Annotated in this window: 21 protein-coding genes; 11 read left to right on the top strand and 10 right to left on the bottom strand. The window is 63.5% G+C overall.

The window, feature by feature from the left end; all coding sequences use genetic code 11:
- The first annotated feature begins 78 nt into the window (after positions 1-78).
- The 4 genes from rpoH (at position 79) to BKY26_RS01895 (ending at position 4153) form a co-directional block, all read left to right on the top strand.
- Positions 79-975: an RNA polymerase sigma factor RpoH gene (gene rpoH / locus BKY26_RS01910; RefSeq protein WP_071688712.1), complete on the top strand. Its 897-nt coding sequence runs from the start codon at positions 79-81 to the stop codon at positions 973-975.
- A gap of 86 nt (positions 976-1061) precedes the next feature.
- Positions 1062-2030, top strand: a complete 969-nt coding sequence (locus BKY26_RS01905; RefSeq protein ID WP_071688711.1) for a Gfo/Idh/MocA family protein — start codon at positions 1062-1064, stop codon at positions 2028-2030.
- A 90-nt stretch (positions 2031-2120) separates the two neighbouring features.
- On the top strand, positions 2121-3824 hold the full coding sequence (locus BKY26_RS01900; RefSeq protein WP_071688710.1) for a tryptophan halogenase family protein: 1704 nt from the start codon (positions 2121-2123) through the stop codon (positions 3822-3824).
- A 59-nt stretch (positions 3825-3883) separates the two neighbouring features.
- Positions 3884-4153 (top strand): DksA/TraR family C4-type zinc finger protein, encoded by a 270-nt coding sequence (locus tag BKY26_RS01895; protein ID WP_071688709.1) that lies wholly within the window; start codon positions 3884-3886, stop codon positions 4151-4153.
- Between the two features lie 143 nt (positions 4154-4296).
- Here the strand turns inward: BKY26_RS01895 and BKY26_RS01890 are convergent, their stop codons facing one another.
- The 8 genes from BKY26_RS01890 to BKY26_RS01855 all read right to left on the bottom strand — a co-directional run bounded on the left by BKY26_RS01890 (position 4297) and on the right by BKY26_RS01855 (position 10145).
- Positions 4297-4527, bottom strand: coding sequence for a hypothetical protein (locus BKY26_RS01890; protein ID WP_071688708.1), 231 nt, complete (start codon positions 4525-4527; stop codon positions 4297-4299).
- Positions 4524-4994 (bottom strand): GNAT family N-acetyltransferase, encoded by a 471-nt coding sequence (locus BKY26_RS01885; protein WP_071688707.1) that lies wholly within the window; start codon positions 4992-4994, stop codon positions 4524-4526. The genes BKY26_RS01890 and BKY26_RS01885 overlap by 4 nt, the downstream gene beginning before the upstream one ends.
- Entirely contained in the window at positions 4991-6805 is a 1815-nt protein-coding gene (locus BKY26_RS01880) for a M3 family oligoendopeptidase (RefSeq protein ID WP_071688722.1), read from the bottom strand. The genes BKY26_RS01885 and BKY26_RS01880 overlap by 4 nt, the downstream gene beginning before the upstream one ends.
- A gap of 113 nt (positions 6806-6918) precedes the next feature.
- Positions 6919-7251, bottom strand: coding sequence for a hypothetical protein (locus BKY26_RS01875; RefSeq protein WP_071688721.1), 333 nt, complete (start codon positions 7249-7251; stop codon positions 6919-6921).
- Between the two features lie 40 nt (positions 7252-7291).
- The gene (locus tag BKY26_RS01870; protein WP_071688706.1) at positions 7292-8344 is read right to left on the bottom strand and encodes an endonuclease/exonuclease/phosphatase family protein; all 1053 of its coding nucleotides are present in this window, start codon (positions 8342-8344) and stop codon (positions 7292-7294) included.
- Between the two features lie 5 nt (positions 8345-8349).
- Entirely contained in the window at positions 8350-9033 is a 684-nt protein-coding gene (locus BKY26_RS01865) for a molecular chaperone DjiA (RefSeq protein ID WP_071688705.1), read from the bottom strand.
- A 30-nt stretch (positions 9034-9063) separates the two neighbouring features.
- Positions 9064-9534 (bottom strand): GNAT family N-acetyltransferase, encoded by a 471-nt coding sequence (locus BKY26_RS01860; RefSeq protein WP_071688704.1) that lies wholly within the window; start codon positions 9532-9534, stop codon positions 9064-9066.
- The gene (locus tag BKY26_RS01855; RefSeq protein WP_071688703.1) at positions 9531-10145 is read right to left on the bottom strand and encodes a VOC family protein; all 615 of its coding nucleotides are present in this window, start codon (positions 10143-10145) and stop codon (positions 9531-9533) included. The genes BKY26_RS01860 and BKY26_RS01855 overlap by 4 nt, the downstream gene beginning before the upstream one ends.
- A 75-nt stretch (positions 10146-10220) precedes the next feature.
- Between BKY26_RS01855 and BKY26_RS01850 the strand changes: the two genes are divergently transcribed.
- From BKY26_RS01850 to BKY26_RS01825, 6 genes are read left to right on the top strand one after another with little or no spacing between them, the layout of a single operon-like run.
- Positions 10221-10778: a 5-formyltetrahydrofolate cyclo-ligase gene (locus tag BKY26_RS01850; protein ID WP_071688702.1), complete on the top strand. Its 558-nt coding sequence runs from the start codon at positions 10221-10223 to the stop codon at positions 10776-10778.
- 56 nt (positions 10779-10834) lie between these two features.
- A complete protein-coding gene (locus tag BKY26_RS01845) occupies positions 10835-11311 on the top strand; it encodes an OsmC family protein (RefSeq protein WP_071688701.1) in 477 nt (158 codons plus the stop codon).
- 55 nt (positions 11312-11366) lie between these two features.
- Positions 11367-12191 carry a TIGR00282 family metallophosphoesterase gene (locus BKY26_RS01840; RefSeq protein WP_071688700.1) on the top strand — a complete coding sequence of 275 codons (825 nt, stop codon included), beginning with the start codon at positions 11367-11369 and terminating at the stop codon, positions 12189-12191.
- The gene (locus BKY26_RS01835) at positions 12178-13107 is read left to right on the top strand and encodes a DMT family transporter (RefSeq protein ID WP_071688699.1); all 930 of its coding nucleotides are present in this window, start codon (positions 12178-12180) and stop codon (positions 13105-13107) included. The genes BKY26_RS01840 and BKY26_RS01835 overlap by 14 nt, the downstream gene beginning before the upstream one ends.
- 21 nt (positions 13108-13128) lie before the next feature.
- The gene (locus BKY26_RS01830; RefSeq protein ID WP_071688698.1) at positions 13129-14907 is read left to right on the top strand and encodes an SLC13 family permease; all 1779 of its coding nucleotides are present in this window, start codon (positions 13129-13131) and stop codon (positions 14905-14907) included.
- Positions 14908-14917: 10 nt separating this feature from the next.
- A complete protein-coding gene (locus tag BKY26_RS01825) occupies positions 14918-15778 on the top strand; it encodes a DMT family transporter (RefSeq protein ID WP_071688697.1) in 861 nt (286 codons plus the stop codon).
- Here the strand turns inward: BKY26_RS01825 and BKY26_RS01820 are convergent.
- Together BKY26_RS01820 and BKY26_RS01815 are read right to left on the bottom strand one after the other, a co-directional pair.
- Positions 15775-17550 carry an SLC13 family permease gene (locus BKY26_RS01820; RefSeq protein WP_071688696.1) on the bottom strand — a complete coding sequence of 592 codons (1776 nt, stop codon included), beginning with the start codon at positions 17548-17550 and terminating at the stop codon, positions 15775-15777. The two genes, BKY26_RS01825 and BKY26_RS01820, sit on opposite strands and share 4 nt — an antisense overlap.
- Positions 17551-17589: 39 nt before the next feature.
- Complete coding sequence (locus BKY26_RS01815; protein ID WP_071688695.1) at positions 17590-18333, bottom strand: 1-(5-phosphoribosyl)-5-[(5-phosphoribosylamino)methylideneamino]imidazole-4-carboxamide isomerase; 744 nt, start codon at positions 18331-18333, stop codon at positions 17590-17592.
- 167 nt (positions 18334-18500) lie between these two features.
- Here BKY26_RS01815 and BKY26_RS01810 point away from each other — a divergent pair, with 167 nt between their 5' ends.
- Positions 18501-19247 carry a YebC/PmpR family DNA-binding transcriptional regulator gene (locus BKY26_RS01810; protein WP_071688694.1) on the top strand — a complete coding sequence of 249 codons (747 nt, stop codon included), beginning with the start codon at positions 18501-18503 and terminating at the stop codon, positions 19245-19247.
- Positions 19248-19255 lie beyond the last annotated feature (8 nt).

Below are 19255 nucleotides of genomic sequence, written 5' to 3'. Positions count from 1 at the left end.
ACGGTCCGTTAACGCTCCCATCTCTAGCTAAGTTAATCAGATTTACATCTGAGGATGTCGAACAGGGGATCCGAAAACGTGAGCAGCTATGCAAATCTCCCGGCGCCGTCGCCGGAACAGGGCCTGAACCGCTACCTGCAGGAAATCCGCAAGTTTCCAATGCTGGAGCCGGAGCAGGAATACATGCTGGCAAAACGGTGGGTGGACCACGAAGACACCGAGGCCGCCCATCAGATGGTGACGTCGCATCTGCGGCTCGCCGCCAAGATCGCCATGGGCTATCGCGGCTATGGTCTGCCGCAGGCCGAGGTGATTTCCGAGGCGAATGTGGGCCTGATGCAGGCCGTGAAGCGGTTTGACCCCGAAAAGGGCTTCCGCCTGGCGACCTATGCCATGTGGTGGATTCGCGCCTCGATCCAGGAATATATCCTGCGGTCCTGGTCGCTGGTAAAGCTTGGTACGACGAGCGCGCAGAAGAAGCTGTTCTTCAACCTTCGCAAGGCAAAAGCCCGCATCGGCGCGCTGGAAGATGGCGACTTGCGGCCCGAGAACGTTGCGCAGATCGCTCATGATCTCGGTGTGACCGAAGACGAAGTGGTGTCGATGAACCGGCGCCTGTCGGGGGGCGACGCCTCGCTCAATGCCATGATCGGCACCGAGGGTGACAGCGCGACTCAATGGCAGGACTGGCTGGAGGATGAAGATGCCGACCAGGCCGGTGACTATGCCGAGAAGGACGAGATGCAGCATCGCCTCGCTTTGATGGAGGAGGCGATGGAGGTCCTGAACGAACGCGAGCGGGATATCCTGACGCAACGCCGCCTGCAGGATCAGCCTGTGACGCTGGAGGATCTGTCGGGTGTCTACGATGTCAGCCGCGAGCGCATTCGTCAGATCGAAGTGCGCGCGTTCGAGAAGCTGCAAAAGCGCATGCGTGAACTGGCGCGCGAACAGGGCGTCCTGCCCGCTGCATAAGAGACACTCCAGGTGACTCATGACGGCCCGCCTTTTCGGCGGGCCTTTTTTGTGGTCTTGTTCGCGCTAACAAGGAGACAACCGATATGACCGATCCGATCCGTTGGGGCGTACTTGGCGCCGCGAATTTCGCCCGGACCACCATGGCGCCCGCCATCCATGATGCCGAAAACGCGGTTCTGGCTGCGCTTGCGACGTCGAGTCCGGACAAGGCTGCGAGCTTTGCCGCACTGGCACCGGGGTTGCGGGTGCATGACAGCTATGACGCGCTGTTGGCTGACCCTGACATCGACGCGGTCTATATTCCGCTGCCCAATGCCCTGCATGTGGACTGGACCGAAAAGGCCGCCCGCGCGGGAAAGCATGTGCTGACGGAAAAGCCTATTGCGATGAAGCTGGATGAAATCGACCGCCTGATCGCGCTGCGCGAAGAAACCGGGCTGCTGATCGCCGAGGCCTATATGATCCCCCATCACCCGCAATGGCAGATGGTACGAGACATGGTGCAGGGCGGCGAGATCGGGGACCTTCTGCACATCGACGGCTACTTCACCTTCCGCCTGACCGATACCGGCAATATCCGCATGCGCCCTGAAACCGGCGGCGGCGTGACCCGCGATATCGGGGTCTATACGCTCGGGTCAGCCCGGCTGGTCACGGGGGCAGAGCCGGAGAATGTGCAATCCCGCTTCGGCTGGCAGAACGGCGTCGATGTGTCGGCCCGGATCTGGGCCAATTTCGGCGGTGCGACCTGTTCGATCTACATGAGCATGGAGGCCCCCAATCGGCAGGTGGTCACCTATCACGGCACCGGCGGCTTCATAGAGCTTGTGGCCCCATTCAATCCCGTCGTCCACCGCGAAGCCTCGGTTCGCATCGTGCGTGCCGATGGAGAGGAGCGCCTGCATCGTTTTCCCACAGCACGTCAGTATGTGAACCAGGTGGAAGCCTTCGGGCGCACGATCCGAGAGGGCGGGGCCTACCCGGTCCCGCTGGAGTTTTCGCGGGGTACACAGGCCGCACTAGAGGCTGCTTTTGCTGGTGAGATGGCGTAGGATCTCGACCTCCGCGATGGTTGTTTTGGACTCAAACGAGATTTCCCCCTAGTCTTTTGGCGAATTCAGACCACTTTGGGGGAGTTTGTTTTGTCTGAACCGATTCAATCCATAACCATTGTCGGCGGCGGTACAGCGGGTTGGATGGCCGCGCTGATCCTGCAAAGCAATTTCGGCGACCTGACCCGGCCCGACGCGAAGATGAGGATTACCCTGATCGAGTCGCCCAATGTCCCGACCGTGGGCGTTGGCGAAGCGACCGTCCCCAACATGCTGCGCACCCTGCGTATGGCGGGCATTTCAGAACAGGATTTCTTCAAGACCTGCAATGCGTCCTTCAAGCTCGGAGTGCTATTCGCGAACTGGAATGTCGACCGGAACGGCAAGCAGATCGACTACGTCAATCCCTTCGCCCATCCGCAGGCGATCGCGGGGGTCGATCTTGCCGATTACTATCTGACATATGGCGCGGGCAATCGGGATTTCATTCAGTGCTTCTCGCCCTCCGTTGCGCTTGGCCAGGCATTCAAGGGCCCGCGCCCCTTGGGCGAGAAGCCCTATGCAATGCCGGTCGGGCACGCCTATCACCTTGATGCCGGGCGCTTCGCCAATATGATCCGCGACCTCTGCAAGTCCCGCGGCGTGCAGCATATCGAGGAGGATGTGGTGCATGTGGAACAGGATGAAAACGGCTATGTCAGCGCGCTGCAACTGGCCGAGACCGGGCGGCACAAGACCGAGCTTGTGATCGACTGCACCGGCTTCAAGGGGCTGATCATAAATGAGGTGATGAAAGAGCCCTTCATCTCCTATTCCAACTTCCTCGCCAATGACCGGGCGATGGCGGTGCAGATCCCGCATCCCGACCCGACCAAGATCCCGTCGCTGACGCGCAGCTATGCGCTTGGGGCCGGGTGGGTCTGGCGGGTGCCGCTCTATAATCGGATCGGAACCGGTTATGTCTATTCCTCGGCGCATCGCACCGATGAAGAGGCGCGGGACGAGTTCATCGCCCATCTTGGCGGCACCTGGAACGGGGTGGAGCCGCGCGTGATCCCGATGCGCGTCGGGCGCAACCGCAATGCCTGGGTCAAGAACGTGGTGGCCGTGGGCCTGTCGGGCGGGTTCATCGAGCCGCTGGAATCGACCGCCATTCACATGATCGACATGTCGATCCGCTGGCTGGCGAGCTACTTCCCCGACAAGAGCTACCCGGAACCCCTGCGGGATCGCTACAACAAGCTGACCAGCAAGCTCTATGACGAGGTGCGCGACTTCATCTGCCTGCACTACGCGCTCGGGAATCGGACCGACAGCCAGTACTGGATCGACGCGCGCGAAGAGCTGGAGGTGCCCGACCGGCTGGCCGAGAACCTGGAGCTTTGGCGCCATGCCGTGCCCGGGCCGCTCGACCTGGAAACCGAGGTTCTGTTCAGCTACGCGACCTATCAGGCGGTTCTGCTCGGCAAGCAGGTCTACAACACCGATTACCCGGCGCCATCGTTCCGCAGGAATGGAAACCTGCCGGCCAATTTGTGGCGGGGCTATCTGCAAAAGGCCGAGGCGACCTTCGGGCAGGTCGTGACCAAGATGGCGGACCATCACACGCTGATCCGGGAACTGCGTGGCGAACTGCCCAAGCCGAAACCCGCCCCGCAGTTTGCGCTGAACCAGCCGACTGTCGGCCTGCCCGGTGCGCCGCCGCCGCGCGTGCCGATTGGCAACCCAAAGCCGGCACCCGCCCCGGCCCGGACCGCGAAGGACGACGAGGATGGATCGGTCAGCCTGCTCTAGCGGCACATGGGCGGTCTCTGATATCCTCTGCCTGTCTCTGTCAGAAATGGACCAAGGGCATGGCCGGAGGATGGGCGCGCGACGGCGCGGTGTCGGAACAGATCGAAGCCTCGATCGAGGATGAGCTGAAACGCATGCAGGCCCGTGCGCAGCCGCAGGGCGAAAGCCTGACCCATTGTGCGGAATGCGAAGAAGAAATCCCGGAGAAGCGTCGCATGGCCATTCCGGGCGTCAAGCTCTGCATCGACTGTCAGCAGGAGCGGGACGGGGCCTACAGGGCGCGCGGCGGGATCAACCGGCGGGGATCGAAAGACAGCCAGTTGAAATAGGCGGTGGAAGGATCTTGGAAGATCCTTGAAAAATTCTTGCAAGAATTTTCCCGCCGCCCGGCCCACCCGGTTGCGATCGGTTTAGGCGGGCGCGGTAGCTGCACGGACAGGGGCTGGCTCGGTCTCGAATGAGCAGGGCATCCCTACCGGCGGTGCGTCAGCGCCTGCCAGAGCGGCTTGATATCAAGCGCTGCCACCGCAATCCCGAGCGGGATCATCCAGAACCCGAGCACCGGCAGGAAGCCGAACACGCCCCCGACGATCAGCAGCAGGCCAAGCACCAACCGCAACCCAGGCGGCACGTTCGCGCGAACCCAGACCAGCCCCCGCTTCATCCGCATGCGGATCGCAGCCCATTTGTCCCTTGTGGTCATGGCAGATCAAGGCGCAGGATGTTCTGCGGTCCGGCGCGGCCCTTGAGGTAGAGCCTACCCGCATCCGTCCAACCTCCGGCAAGATAAGCCTTGTAAGCCCTCGCGTTCCGGCAATTGACGGTCAGGTAATAGAGCCGTTGCCGTGGATGGCGCGCGCTCAGATAGGCAGGCAGAGCCGCCAGCAACGCGCGTCCCAATCCCCGGCCCTGATACTGCGCGCCGATCAGCAGCCCGCGCAGCCCCCAGCCATGGGGCTCGGCGAAGTCGTGACTTGGCGCATAGTCCCGGTCGATCTTGAAAAAGCCGATCACCTCTGAGCCTTCCCGCGCCACATGAAAATCACGACAGGGCAGGGCGTCAGTCACCATCTCGTCGATGGTCCCCACGAAATCCTCCTGTCCGGGACCGAGGGTAAGGTGAAGGACATCTTCCACCCGGTCCCGCGGCAGGTCGGCGATGGTGATCACCCTTCCATCGCCTCCAATTCGTCGATGAAGCCTTCGATCATGGACAGGCCCTTGTCCCAGAACGCCGGGTCGCTGGCATCGAGGCCGAAGGGCGCCAGCAATTCCTTGTGATGCTTCGAGCCACCGGCTTTCAGCATGTCGAAATACTTCTCTTGGAAGTCGTCGCCGCCTTCCTCGTAGACGGCATAAAGCGCGTTCACGAGGCCATCGCCGAAAGCATAGGCGTAGACGTAGAAGGGCGAATGCACGAAATGGGGGATATAGGCCCAGAAGGTTTCATACCCGTCCATGAAGGTGAAGACCGGCCCGAGGCTTTCGGCCTGCACGGACATCCAGAGCGCGTTGATATCGTCGGGCGTCAGTTCGCTTTCCGCGCGGGCGGCGTGCAGTTTGCACTCGAAATCGTAGAACGCGATCTGGCGCACGACGGTGTTGATCATGTCCTCGACCTTGCCCGCCAGCATCACCTTTCGCTCGGCATCCGATTTGGCCTGACCCAGCATCTTGCGGAAGGTCAGCATCTCGCCAAAGACGGACGCGGTTTCCGCCAGCGTCAGCGGGGTGGAGGACAGAAGTTCGCCCTGACCGGCGGCCAGCCGCTGGTGCACCCCGTGGCCAAGCTCATGGGCCAGCGTCATCACGTCCCGCGGTTTGCCGAGATAGTTCAGCATCACGTAAGGGTGGGCATCGGCCACGGTCGGGTGGGCGAAGGCGCCAGGCGCTTTGCCTTCCTTCACGGCCGCGTCGATCCAGCCATCGGTGAAGAAGGGTTCGGCCAGTTCCGCCATGCGCGGGTCGAAATCGGCATAGGCCTCTGACACGACCTTGCGCGCCTCATCCCAATGAACCAGCCGATCGTCTTCCATCGGCAGCGGTGCGTTGCGGTCCCAGACCTCCAGCGTGTCGAGGCCGAGCCATTTGGCTTTCAGCGCATAGTAGCGATGCGAGAGGCGGGGGTAGGCGGCGACAACCGCGTTTCGCAACGCCTCCACCACTTCGGGCTCCACGTGGTTGGCCAGATGTCGGCCCATCTGCGGTGTCGGCAGTTTGCGCCACCGGTCTTCGATTTCCTTTTCCTTGGCGAGCGTATTATGGACGCGGGCGAACAGCCCGATCCGTTCACCAAAGGTTGCCGCCAATGCCCGCGCGCCCGCCTCGCGCTTGTCGCGGTTCTGGTCGGTCAGAAGGTTCAGCGTGGCCTCGATGCCAAGCTCCTCGCCGTCCACGTCGAAACTCAGCCCGGCAATGGTTTCGTCAAAGAGCTTGTTCCAGGCAGCCGCCCCAACCATCGACTGATCGTGTAGGAATTTCTCCAGTTCGTCCGACAGCTGGTAGGGCTTCATCGCGCGCATGCGGTCGAAGATTGGGCGGTAGCGGGCCAGATCGGCATTGGCGGCCATCAGGCCCTCGAAATGCGCATCCTCCAGCCGGTTGAACTCCAGCCCCCAGAACACCAGCGAGGTGGTGGCGACGGTGATCGCCTCTTGCATGTTCGACATGAACTGCGCGCGTTCCGGATCGGTCGTGTGCTGGTAGTACCGCAGCCCCGCGAAAGACATGAGCCGCCCGGCAATCAGGTCGATCTTTTCATAGCGTTGCACGGCCTCCAGCATTTGATCCGCCGACAGATCTGCCAGCTTTCCCTGGTAGTCGGCAGCAAAGGCGGCGCATTCCCCGGCCAGCCAGTCCTTGTCGCGTGCAATTTCGGGCGCGTCGGTGGCGGGGTAGAGGTCGCTCAGGTCCCATTCCGGCAGATCGCCCAGATTCTCGGCTCCTCCGGCGGCATTGGCGTCGCGGACGGGCTGGGGCATCGGGATGGTGGAGAACTGCATTGGAAACCTCTCTTGCATTGCACGGGCTACAGATAGGCAGCCCCATGCGGAAAGTGCAATGGAGGCCGCGCATCGGGTGGGGAATTTGCCGCTTAAAGGTCGACCGGATCCTCGATCGGATCGGCCTCGGCCTCGCTGTCCGGCTCGCTCACGCGGCGGCGAATGATGATGTCGCCATTGGGCAGCCGTTCGGGCAGCTCATACATGGCCACGTCGTCGATCAGCGCACCAAGTTCCGCGATCATCGGCAGCAGGTGGTCGTCCACGAAGGGCCGCATCTCCTCGGCCAGCCCTTCGAGGATCAGGCGAGAGCCTTCCGATAACAGACCCCAGCCTTCACGAAGGTTGCTGTCTTCATCGCTGTCCTGAGCGGCGGCGGGGCTCGCAAACGATACGAGCAAAGCGAGGGTGATAGCGTGTTTCATGACGCACAAGATATGCGCGTTACGGCCGGTTTTGAAGGGGTCAGCCACCGACCGGACCGGGGAAGGGGCCGTTCAGTTCCATGGTAACCGGGAAATGGTCCGACGCAGTCAGCAACGCCCGTTGCAGGGTTTCATCCCGCCAGCAGGCCGGGTCTTCGAAGGGATGCCAGATGCGCCAGCCATTGCAGAATGGGCGCAGCACCGGGCTGACCATGATGTAATCCAGCAGCGCTGTCAGGTAGCGGTCCTCGTCGCGGATGTAAAAGCGCGCGGTGGTGGGCTGCGCCCCAAGTCGCGATTGCAGCGCCTGTTCCGCGTGGGGGTCGAACAGCTGGTCCTGCGGGTCCAGATCAGTGCCCAGGACAATCTCCAGCCCCGACCGGCCAAAGAGCCGTTCGAACTCGTCCAGCCCCGGACCATCGTTGAAATCGCCCGCCACGATCAGCGGATCGCCCATGTCTAGGTGATGATCCACCCTTTCGCGCAGCCAGATGCATTGCGCCAGTTGCTTGCGCCTGTTGGCGATAGCCAGCCGCATCATCTCATCGCGATTGCGCGCGCCGTGGGGTGCCTTGGACTTAGCGTGCACGCCGATCAGCCGGAACGTGCCTTCGTCGCTGTCGATCAGCGCCTCCAGCGGTGGTTTGGAGAAGGTCACCAGATCCTCGGTGGCGTCGATATCCAGGTCGATGCGGTAGGTTCCGTCAAAGCGGGGGGCGACGCGAGAGCCTTTCTTGCCCGTTTCTTCGCCGATCGGATCATGGACGGCGCTCAGGGCATCAGGATCGTAAAGCAGCATGATTTCCTGCTGTGTGTGGTTCTCGAACCCGATCAGCGCCTTGCGCGCGCGGATGCCAGCGTAGGCGGCGAAGCTCTCAAGGGCGAGACTACCATTGCGCTGGCGCGAGCTGTCGGGCGCTTCGACGACCAGAACGGCATCGGCATCAAGACGTTTGAACACGAAGGCCAGGGCGGCAAGCTGCTCGCCCCGCGTCACATCCTGACGGCCGGACCACTGTCCGTCTTCCAGCAATTTCCCCTCGTCATCGAAGAGATTGGAAAACCATTCCACGTTATAGGTGGCGATGCGCATCGGCGTCAGGTCCCGTGGTGGGATTCGATCTCTTCCCAGGCCCTGTTGATGGCAATCAGCCGGGTCTGGGCCAGTTGCACGGCCTCTTCCGGCACCCCGCGCGCCATCATCCGGTCGGGATGGGTTTCGACCACCAGCCGCCGCCAGACCTTGCGAATCTCTGCCAGCGACATGGCCGGGTCTACCCCCAGAACCGTGTAGGGGTCGGGGTCGGCATCTGGCACGTTGCGGGCACGCAGGGCGGCGAAGTCGCGCTTCGACATGCCGAAGATCTCGGCCACCCTTTCAAGGAAAGCATCCTCGGCGGGGTGATATTCGCCATCGGCCACGGCGATATGAAACAACCCGTCGAGAAGGTCCATCAGAACCGCGCTATCTGCCTCGAACATGGTGGCGATCTTGCGGGCGTAGTCCTCGAACCCGGCCACATCCTCTCGTGCCAGATTAAACACGCGCGCTGCCGATCTTTCATCGGCCTGCGGAATGGCGAAGACCTCGCGGAAAGCGGTCACCTCGTTGCGGGTGACCAGGCCATCGGCCTTTGCCATCTTCGCGCCGAGGGCAATCACGGCAATCGCGAAGCCGACGGTCAGTTCCGGCGGTTTGCGCAGCTTGTCGAACATGGCGCCAAGCCCTTCACCAGAGGCAAGGGCTGCAAGCGCGTCACTGATACGGGACCATAGGGACATGGGGGCTTTTACCCCGACGGGCCGGGAATGTCAGAGGAATTTCTGCATCAGCACAAGATCGTGCCATCGGTCGAATTTTCGTCCCACCTGCGGCAGGCGTGCGGTGTGGGCATAGCCAAGCGCTGCGTGGAAGGCGATGCCGGCACTGTTTTCACCCGAGATGCCCGCAAAAAGCGAATGCACCCCGGTCTTGCGGGCATGGTCCTCCAAAGCGGCCATAAGATCGCGCCCCAGCCCCCGGCCCTGGGCCGAGGGCGTGATATGGACGGAATGTTCCATCGTATGGACGTATCCCGGCCCGCCCCGGAACTGGAAATAGGTGGCAAATCCCACAACGGTGCCCGCGTCTTCGGCCACCCAATAGGGCTGTGAAGCCATCGCTCCGGCAATTGCCGAGGGTTGCTTTTCTTCAGTGGTAAAGGTGGCCACCGTATCGCGAATGATATGGTTCCAGATCGCCGCTATGGCTGGCGCGTCAGCAGGTCGGGCGGTGCGGATCACAGGCGGATGGTTCCCTTTGGACCGGTCAACTCGACCGAAAGTGCCGGGGAGGCACCGTTCAGGATCGCCAGACGCGGGTCTGTGATCATCGGGGCGAGCGCAGCGCGCAAAGCTGCGGCCTCGGGGTGAGTCAGGAAAAGCCCGGTCATGCGAATCCCGTGATCGGGCAGGCGCGGGGCCGGATGGGCGCTGCCCTGCCATTCGATCATCGCGGGGAAGCAGTTGCTGAAGGGCAGTTTGCCATCGGTCGGCACCGCCATGCGCCAGCGCAGGTCGCCCCGCTCCAGCTCCCACGGCACGCCTGCGCCTTCGGGGGCTGCGGCCAGCGCGGCCTCCAGATCATCGCAGCGGCAAATCCAGTTGGTCATTCGGGGCGTGCCCGCGAAATTGTCGATGTCGAACCAGCGCGGCTGGTCAGGGCCGGGGGCGGCGGGGTTGATCGCGATGACCTCCAGATATTCCTCCGGCCCGAGCGAGAGCAGCCGGTTATGCGTGCCCATGGCGGCGTGTTCGCCCCCCGGTGCAAGCTCCACCCCCAAAGCGGCCTCGACATGGGCAACGCCTTCGGCAAGGCTGTCGCAGGAAATGGCCAGATGGTCGAATGTCAGCATGAGTTTTTCCGCCTAGCGCCTATTTTGAGACGCAGGAAACCCCGCCTGTGGGCGAAGTGCAAGAGAAACACCGCGATGGACCTGACCGCCCGGAAAGCCGCCCTCCGCAAGAAAGCCTTCACAGCCCGCGCCGAAGCCTTCGAACGCGCCTCGGTCTCTGACGCCAACGCCGCGCTGCTGGCTGAAATCGGCCCGGTCGAGGGCAAGGTGATCGCCGCCTATATGGCGATGCGGACCGAGCTGGACCCGACGCCTGCCATGCGCGCGCTGGCCGAGGCGAACCGGATCTGCGTGCCGGTGATCGAGGCCAAGGCACAACCGCTGAAGTTCCGCGAATGGCGGCCCGGCTGCCAGATGGTCGATGGCCCCTTCGGGGCGCGGGTGCCGGAAGGCGGCGACTGGCTGGAACCCGAGATCGTCATCGCGCCGCTGGTGGCTTTTGACAGGGGTTGCAACCGGTTGGGCTATGGCGGCGGGTTCTATGACCGGACGCTGGAACAGCTGCGCGCCAAGCGTCCCACACGGGCCATCGGCTTCGCCTATGCAGCGCAGGAGCTGGACGGGCTGGTGGTGGAACCCACCGATCAGCTGCTTGATGCGGTGGTGACCGAGGCGGGCGTGTTCCGGCCCTGACAGGGGATGCGCTGCCCTCCGTCTCGCGCTAGGCTGCGCGCAAACGGAGGACGACGATGGCCAATCACGACTACACCGCGCGGATCGTCTGGACGGGGAACCGGGGGCAGGGCACGGCCAGCTATCGCGGCTATGACCGGACCTGGAATGTTGAGACGCCGGGCAAGCCGGTGATCCCCTGTTCCAACGATCCGCTGCTTGGCGGCGACCCGACCCTGCACAACCCCGAGGATATGCTGATCGCGGCCCTCTCGGCCTGTCACATGCTGTGGTTCCTGCACCTGGCCAGCGATGCCGGGATCGTGGTGGAAGGCTACGAGGACGATCCGCTGGCCCTGGGGGAGAGCCTGCCATCCGGTGCAGGCCGGTTTCTTTCGGCAACGCTCCGGCCCCGGATCACGCTGGCACCGGGGTCGGACCCTGATGTGGCGGACCAGATTCACGCCCGCATTCACAACGTTTGCTACATCGCCCGGTCGGTCAACTTCCCCGTCACCTATGACGCGAGCTACACCGTCCGCCCATCACCCTAGGGGGAATCGCAGCTGGACCCTTGCCGCCCCGCCCCGAACCGCCTAAGCCTTGGCCATGAGATTGCTTTTCCTTGGCGATGTGATGGGGCGCGCGGGGCGCGCGGCTATCGCAAACACCCTTCCCCGGCTGAAAACCGATTGGCGGCTCGACTTCGTCGTTGTCAATGGCGAGAACGCGACCTCTGGCCATGGCCTGTCGCAAAGCCATGCAGAGACCCTGCTGTCCGCCGGGGTTGATTGCCTGACCCTTGGCGATCACGCTTTCGATCAGCGCGACATGCTGCAATTCATCGACAAGGAACCGCGCATCGTGCGGCCGATGAACTACGCCAAGACCGCGCCGGGCCGGGGCTTTCAGCTGTTCGAGGCCAAGGGCGGGCGCAAGGTGCTGGTGTTGCAGGCGCTTGGTCAGGTCTTTATGAAACGCCCGTTCTCTGACCCGTTTTCGGCGGTCGAGGGCATCTTGCGCGCGCATCCGCTTGGCGGGTTGGCCAGTGCCATTATCGTGGACGTTCATTGCGAGGCGACCTCCGAGAAGATGGCCGTCGGTCATTTCTGTGATGGCCGGGCGAGTCTGGTTGTGGGCACCCATACCCATGTGCCAACAGGCGACGCGCAAATCCTGCCGGGCGGCACCGCCTTCATGACCGACGCGGGCATGTGCGGCGATTACAACAGCGTCATCGGCATGGAAAAGACCGAGCCCCTGCGCCGCTTCATCACCGGCATGCCGAAGGACCGGTTTACCCCCGCAGCGGGCGAGGCGACCCTGTCTGGCGTCTTCGTGGAAACCGATGACAAGACCGGCAAGGCGCTGCGCGTGGCCCCGATCCGCATTGGTGGGCGATTGCAACAAGCGGGGCCGGATGGCGCGCTCTGAAAAACTCCTGCTGGTGGCGGTGCTGATGGTCTGCTCGCTCGGCTGGGGCATTTCCATCCCGATGAGCAAGATCGCGGTCAGCGAGGGCTATCGCCATATCGGCATCATCTTCTGGCAGTTCGTGCTTGGGGCGGTGGTTCTGGGCGTTATCAACCGGATGACCGGGCGGGGCCTGCCGACCGATCCGCGCGCTTTGCGCTTCTACCTGATCATCGCACTTATCGGCACGCTTCTGCCCAATACCGCCAGCTATACGGCGGCCATTCATCTGCCCGGCGGTATTCTTGCGCTCTGCATTGCCATGGTGCCGATGCTGGCCTTCCCGATCGCTCTGGCCTGGGGCAATGACCGGTTTTCGCCTGCGCGGCTTGTGGGCCTCTGCCTTGGCCTTGCCGCCATAGCGCTGATCATGCTGCCGGACACCAGCCTGCCCGATCCGGCCATGCTGGTCTGGGTGCCCGTGGGGTTGATCGCCCCGGCCTTCTACGCGTTCGAGGGCAACTATGTCGCCCGTCACCAGCCCGAGGGGCTTGACGCGGTGCAGGTGCTGCTTGGCGCATCGCTGGTGGGAATCGTGATCTCTCTGCCCATTGCGCTTGTGTCTGGCGAGTGGATTTCCCCGCTGCCGCCCTATGGGTTGCCCGATCTGGCGGTGGTGATTTCGTCCGTCGCCCATGCGCTCAGCTATGCGGGATATGTCTGGCTGGTGGGGCGGGGCGGGCCGGTCTTTGCTGTGCAGATCTCCTACCTCGTGACCGGGTTCAGCGTTGGCTGGTCGTGGCTGTTGCTTGGCGAGACCTATTCGCCTTGGGTCTGGGGCGCCTTCGCGCTGATGTTGATGGGGGTGGCCTTGGTGCAGCCGCGTGCAAAGGAAGCCCTTGCCGTTCCTCTGCCCGTCAACAATGATGGCCCCTGATCAATCGGGACGGGATCGCCGATGCTTGCTGAGTTCCTATCACCTACCATGCAAGGGGTACTGACCCTGGGCGTCGTGGCCGTGATGTTCGTTCTGTTCGTGCGAGAGACCTTCCCGGCAGAGGTGGTCGCCATCGCCGGGGCGGCAGCCCTCCTGGCCGCCGGGTTCCTGCCCTATGCCGACGCCCTGTCGGTCCTGTCGAACCCCGCACCCTGGACAATCGCGGCGATGTTCATCGTGATGGGGGCCTTGGTGCGCACCGGGGCGCTGGCCAGCTTCACGCATCTGGCAGAGGCAAAGGCCAAGACCCAGCCCAAGGTGGCATTGGCGGCGCTGCTTGGTTTCGTGGTCGTCGCCTCGGCTTTCGTGTCGAACACGCCCGTGGTGGTGGTCATGATCCCGGTCTTCGTGCAGATTGCCCGGTCGCTTGGACGGCCCGCGTCGAAACTGCTGATCCCGCTGTCTTATGGCGCGATCATGGGCGGCACGCTGACGCTGATCGGCACCTCAACGAACCTGCTGGTCGATGGTGTGGCCCGCGCGCAGGGGCTGGACCCGTTTTCGATTTTCGAAGTCACGCCGGTGGGGATCGTCGTGGTGATCTGGGGAATGCTTTACATGTCCCTGATCGGCCCGCGCCTGCTGCCCGATCGCAGTTCGATGGCCGACATGCTGACGGGGCGCAAGAAGATGAAGTTCTTCACCGAGGTCGCTCTGCCCGAGGACAGCGCCCTTATCGGCCAGAACGTCAACGAGGTGGACCTGTTCAAACGCGAGGGCGTGCGGCTGATTGATGTTCTGCGCGGCGATGCATCGCTGCGGCGGAACATGGCGGGCGTGGTGCTGGAGGCAGGCGACCGCGTGGTTCTGCGCACCGATATGGCCGAGGTCCTGGGGCTACAGCAAAGCAAGGACCTGCGCACGGTGGACAAGCTGTCCTCGGTGCAGACCACCACGGTCGAGGTGCTGATCTCGCCCGGATGCCGCATGGTGGGCCGCTCGCTTGGCTCACTGCGTCTGCGGCGGCGCTATGGTGTCTATCCGCTCGCCGTGCATCGGCGGAACCAGAATATAGGGCGGCAGTTGGATGAGTTGATCGTGCAGGTGGGCGATACGCTGTTGCTGGAAGGCGATCCCGCCGATATTCAGCGCCTTGCCGCCGATATGGACCTGGTCGACATCACCGCCCCCACCGAACGCGCCTATCGCCGCCGCCACGCGCCGATTGCCTTTGCGGCCATGGTTGGAATCGTCGCCTTCGCGGGGCTTGGCGTGGCCCCCATCTTCCTGCTGTCGGTGCTGGCGGTGGCGGTCGTTCTGATCACCCGTTGCATCGACGCGGAGGAGGCGTTTTCCTTCGTCGACGGGCGGCTATTGGCGCTGATCTTCGCCATGCTCGCCATCGGGGCGGCGCTGGAGCACACCGGCGCGGTGGAACTGATCGTGACCACGCTGGCCCCATGGCTTGGCAACCTGCCGCCCTTCGTGCTGGTCTGGGTGATCTACCTGATCACCTCGATCCTGACCGAGCTTGTATCGAACAATGCGGTGGCCGTGGTTATCACGCCCGTGGCCATCGGGCTAGGCACTGCCATTGGGGTCGATCCCCGCCCGCTGGTCATTGCGGTGATGATCGCGGCCTCTGCCAGTTTCGCCACGCCGATTGGCTATCAAACGAACATGCTGGTCTATGGCCCCGGCGGCTATCGCTTCACCGATTTCATGAAGATCGGCATCCCGCTGAACCTGAGCCTTGGCATTGTCGTCAGCCTCGTTATCCCGCTGATCTGGGCATTGTGAGGGCACTGCGGTGAGCGACTACGCCAAGGGCCTGTGGCTCACCCTGACCGGTGTGTTGATCCTGTCGCCGGATGTGCTGCTGATCCGGCTGGCGGGGCTGCCGGAATGGACGCTGATGTTCTGGCGCGGGGCGGGCATGGGCGCGGTGATCGCGCTGTGGCTGCTGGTCACGCAGGGGCGCGGGGCGATTGCAGCATTCAAGGGTGTAGGACTGGCCGGGCTGGCGATTGGCCTCAGCTACACCATTGGCAATGTGAGTTTCCTTTACTCGGTCGGTCACACGCTCGCGGCAAATACACTCTTCATCCTCGCCACGATGCCGGTCTTTTCGGCTTTGATCGCCCGCTTTGTCCTGGGCCAGCCGGTGCCGGGACGGACCTGGGCCACCATTGCGGCGGTGCTGGCCGGGATCGGGCTGATCGCCATGGGCAGCGCCGGGGGCGGGCAGGGGGATCTGTTGGGCGATCTCGCCGCCGTGGTCACCGCGCTTTCCTGGGCGGTGATCTTTGCCATCGCGGGGCAGAAGAAGACGCTCTCCATGGTGCCCGCCATGTCCATCGCCGGGTTCTTCGCCATGTTTGTCTCGCTTTTCCTCGCGCCCGGCCTGTCAGTTCCCGCTGTGTCGGTGCCCTTCGTGGTGATCATCGCGCTGATCGTCACACCGGGGGCCACCGCGCTGCTCAGCCTCGGGCCGCGCTACCTGCCGCCAGCGGATGTGTCGCTGATCATGCTTCTGGAGGCCGTCTTCGGCCCGCTTTTGGTGTGGCTGGTGCTGGCCGAGTTCCCGGGCGGCTGGACACTTGCGGGGGGCGCGGTGGTTCTGGGGGCACTGGCGCTGAACAACCTCGCGGCGTTGCGTGACGACCGTTAGAGCGGCCAGACCACAAGGATCGTGGGGATCGAGACACCGATCACGATGACCTCCAGCGGCAGGCCCATGCGCCAGTAATCGCCGAAGCCGTAGCCGCCGGGTCCAAGCACCAGCGTGTTGTTCTTATGCCCGATCGGGGTCAGGAAGGCCGCCGAGGCCGCCACGGCGACCGCCATCAGGAACGGGTCGGGATTGACCTCCAGCGCCTCTGCCATGCGGATGCCCACGGGCGCCGCGACGATGGCCGTGGCCGTGTTGTTCAGCACATCGCTGAGCGTCATGGTGACGACCATAAGCAGCGTCAGCGTGCCCCAGGCAGGCCAGCCCGCGCTGATCGACACGAGCCCCTGCGCCAGCAGTTCCGTACCGCCCGAGGCCTCCAACGCCGCGCCAAGCGGGATCATCGAGCCAAGGAGAACCACAACGGGCCATTCAATATGGTCGTAGATTTCCGCCAGCGGCAGGATCTTGAACAAAACGTAAGCCACGACCACCATCCCAAGCGCAATGGGCAGGTAGACCAGCCCAAGCGACGCCGCGATGACCGCGCCGGCGAAGAACCCGATGGCGGCCCATGTCTTGCTGTCGCGGGTGACGGCGAGGCCCCGGTCGGCCAAAGTCAGCCCGCCGAGCCAGTCCACAACATCCTCGCCCGTATCAGACGGCGTCAGCAAGAGCAGGATATCGCCCGGTTGAATCACGGTCTGGCGCAGCCGCTTGGTCATCCGCTGTCCCTTGCGGGAGATGCCCATCAGCACGGTGCGCTTGCGCCAGCCAAGCCCGATGGCCTGCGCGGTGCGCCCCGCGATGCGGCTGCTGTCGGTCACGACCATCTCGATCAGACTGACACCTTCGCCCACGGCGTCCTCGATCGGATGCCCCTCTGGCGCGAAGTCGAGCTTCAGCGCGGTGCGGAATTCATCGAGCGCCTCGGGCACCGCCTCCAGCACCAGGATATCGCCCGCCTGAAGCACCAGGTTGCGGCCCATGCCAAAGCGCCGCTTGCCATCGCGGACAAGGCCCAGGATCGCCACATCGGCCTTTTCCGCAGGCTCCAGCAGGTCACGCAGTCGGGTGCCGACGATCTTGTTCTCCTCGGGGATGGTCAGCTCGGAAATATAGGGCTCCAGCTCTCCGAGCGCGTCGCCACCAACGCCGGAATCGCGGATCGGAATGAAGCGCCAGCCGATGAAAGCGACGAAGGCGAGGCCCGCGATGGCCGCCGCGCCGCCCACGGGGGCGAAGTCGAACATGCTGAAGGATTCGCCCAAGGATTCTTCGCGGATCGCCGCGATGATGATGTTGGGGGGCGTGCCGATCAGCGTGGCCATGCCGCCAAGGATCGTCGCGAAAGACAGCGGCATCAGCGACAGGCCGGGGCTGCGGCCGGCCTTGCGGGCGGTGGCGATGTCGACCGGCATCAGCAGCGCCAGCGCCGCCACGTTGTTCATGAAGGCCGACAACACGCCGCCCACGCCGCCCATGATCGCGATATGGGTGCCGAGCGAGCGGCTGGCATCCACCAGCGTGCGGGTGATCAGGAAAACCGCGCCGGAGCGGACCAGCCCGGCAGAGACGACCAGCACCAGCGCCACGACCAGAGTGGCCGGGTGACCAAAGCCCGAGAATGCCTCGCTTGCCGGGACCAGTCCCAGCACAACCGCCACCATCAGCGCCCCGAAAGCCACCAGGTCATAGCGGAACCGGCCCCATAGAAGCAGGCCGAAGACGATACCAAAAAGCGAAAACAGAAGGATCTGGTCAGTGGTCATGGCGCAGTCTTAGCGCGCCATGACCGGGGCGTCACGGGGTCAGATGAAGTCTGCCGTGGGGCCGGGGCGGGCATTGGCGACAGCCAGCGCATCGCTGAGCTCGATGGACTTGTCAAAGAGCGCCCGGCCAATGATCGCGCCAGAGATATGAGGCACGTATTTCAGCCGCGCGATATCGTCGAGGCTGCGCGACAGGCCACGGGCGATGACGGGCGCGCGCGCGCCATCGGCCAGTTGCGAGATCACCCCAAGCGAGCCGTCGCTATCCTCGATATCGGAATCGATATCGGTGACGATGAAGGCGGCCAGCGGATCGTCATCGAAGGCGGACATGAAGTCGGCGGGGGTGATCGCAGCCGTGTCGCGCCAGCCATTGGTCATCAACTGACCCTGGAACACATCGACGGCCACAACGATCTGGTCGGGGAAACGCTTGGCGGCCTGCTTGACGATATCGGGGTTTTGCGCGGCAAGTGAGCTGACGACGATGCGGCCCGCGCCCTTGTCGATCCACTTGGCGATGGACTCGAGGCTGCGGAAGCCGCCGCCCAGTTGCACCGGAATGCCGGAGTGAAGAATGATCTCTTCGATGATGCTGGCATTGCCATCACCGCCGATGACCCAATCGAGATCGGTCACATGCATCCATTCCGCCCCGTCGGCGGCAAAGCCCTTGGCCTTGGCAATCGGGTCGACATGCCAGATCTGCGGTTCTTCGATACGGCCACGATGCAAGGACACGCAGCGGCCGTTCTGCAGTTCGATTGTGGGGTAGATCATCATGGGTCAGGTCCTCCCGGTGGGTCTGGGCAACACATAGCCGACTCGGGTGCGGGACGTGGTGTTTGAAAACGGCATTCGCGCGATCCATGGCGTCGCGAAACCCTGCTTGCGTGTCCCCTCTGGCTTGCAGTAGAACCGCGCCGATCAAGTATTTCAGGAGAAGCGTGATGGCAGGCCATTCAAAATGGGCGAACATCCAGCATCGCAAGGGCCGTCAGGATGCGTTGCGGTCCAAGCTGTTTTCCAAGCTGGCCAAGGAAATCACCGTGGCCGCCAAGATGGGCGACCCCGACCCGGACAAGAACCCGCGCCTGCGGCTGGCGGTCAAGGAAGCCAAATCGCAATCCGTCCCAAAGGACGTGATCCAGCGCGCGATTGACAAATCCCAGGCCGCGGGCGGGGATGATTACGAGGAAATCCGCTATGAGGGCTATGGCCCGGGCGGCGTTGCGGTGATCGTCGAGGCGATGACCGACAACCGCAACCGGACCGCCTCCACCGTGCGTTCGACCTTCGGCAAGCATGGCGGCAACCTGGGTGAAACCGGCTCGGTTTCCTTCATGTTCGAACGCAAGGGCGAGATCATCTATCCTCTGTCCGCTGGCGATGAAGACAGCGTGATGGAAGCTGCGATCGAAGCAGGGGCCGAGAACGTGGAGACCAACGAGGAAAACCACGTGATCACCTGCGCCGATACCGACCTGAACGAGGTCTCGACCGCGCTGGAGGAAACCTTGGGTGAATCGGAAACCGCCAAGCTGATCTGGCAGCCGACTACCACGACCGAGCTGGATCTCGACGGCGCGCAGAAGCTGATGAAGCTGATCGAGATCCTGGAAGACGATGACGACGTGCAGCGCGTCACTGCGAATTTCGAGATTTCCGACGAGGTGATGGAACAGCTTGCGGGGTGACCCGGCGG

The sequence above is a fragment of the Nioella sediminis genome, from assembly GCF_001879695.1.
In the GTDB taxonomy this organism is placed as follows: Bacteria; Pseudomonadota; Alphaproteobacteria; order Rhodobacterales; family Rhodobacteraceae; genus Nioella; species Nioella sediminis.
Note: the sequence above shows the minus strand (reverse complement) of the source record. Positions and strands in the feature narration are given on the sequence as shown.

What these genes read in the sequence shown, in the direction of transcription:
- BKY26_RS01890 (WP_071688708.1), bottom strand. Translation starts at nt 4,527, where the DNA reads ATGACCACAAGGGACAAATGGGCTGCGATCCGCATGCGGATGAAGCGG.
- BKY26_RS01865 (WP_071688705.1), bottom strand. Translation starts at nt 9,033, where the DNA reads ATGTCCCTATGGTCCCGTATCAGTGACGCGCTTGCAGCCCTTGCCTCT.
- BKY26_RS01820 (WP_071688696.1), bottom strand. Translation starts at nt 17,550, where the DNA reads ATGACCACTGACCAGATCCTTCTGTTTTCGCTTTTTGGTATCGTCTTC.
- BKY26_RS01830 (WP_071688698.1), top strand. Translation starts at nt 13,129, where the DNA reads ATGCTTGCTGAGTTCCTATCACCTACCATGCAAGGGGTACTGACCCTG.
- BKY26_RS01905 (WP_071688711.1), top strand. Translation starts at nt 1,062, where the DNA reads ATGACCGATCCGATCCGTTGGGGCGTACTTGGCGCCGCGAATTTCGCC.
- BKY26_RS01880 (WP_071688722.1), bottom strand. Translation starts at nt 6,805, where the DNA reads ATGCCCCAGCCCGTCCGCGACGCCAATGCCGCCGGAGGAGCCGAGAAT.
- BKY26_RS01895 (WP_071688709.1), top strand. Translation starts at nt 3,884, where the DNA reads ATGGCCGGAGGATGGGCGCGCGACGGCGCGGTGTCGGAACAGATCGAA.
- BKY26_RS01850 (WP_071688702.1), top strand. Translation starts at nt 10,221, where the DNA reads ATGGACCTGACCGCCCGGAAAGCCGCCCTCCGCAAGAAAGCCTTCACA.
- BKY26_RS01840 (WP_071688700.1), top strand. Translation starts at nt 11,367, where the DNA reads ATGAGATTGCTTTTCCTTGGCGATGTGATGGGGCGCGCGGGGCGCGCG.
- BKY26_RS01835 (WP_071688699.1), top strand. Translation starts at nt 12,178, where the DNA reads ATGGCGCGCTCTGAAAAACTCCTGCTGGTGGCGGTGCTGATGGTCTGC.
- BKY26_RS01810 (WP_071688694.1), top strand. Translation starts at nt 18,501, where the DNA reads ATGGCAGGCCATTCAAAATGGGCGAACATCCAGCATCGCAAGGGCCGT.
- BKY26_RS01855 (WP_071688703.1), bottom strand. Translation starts at nt 10,145, where the DNA reads ATGCTGACATTCGACCATCTGGCCATTTCCTGCGACAGCCTTGCCGAA.
- BKY26_RS01815 (WP_071688695.1), bottom strand. Translation starts at nt 18,333, where the DNA reads ATGATGATCTACCCCACAATCGAACTGCAGAACGGCCGCTGCGTGTCC.
- BKY26_RS01870 (WP_071688706.1), bottom strand. Translation starts at nt 8,344, where the DNA reads ATGCGCATCGCCACCTATAACGTGGAATGGTTTTCCAATCTCTTCGAT.
- BKY26_RS01875 (WP_071688721.1), bottom strand. Translation starts at nt 7,251, where the DNA reads ATGAAACACGCTATCACCCTCGCTTTGCTCGTATCGTTTGCGAGCCCC.
- BKY26_RS01845 (WP_071688701.1), top strand. Translation starts at nt 10,835, where the DNA reads ATGGCCAATCACGACTACACCGCGCGGATCGTCTGGACGGGGAACCGG.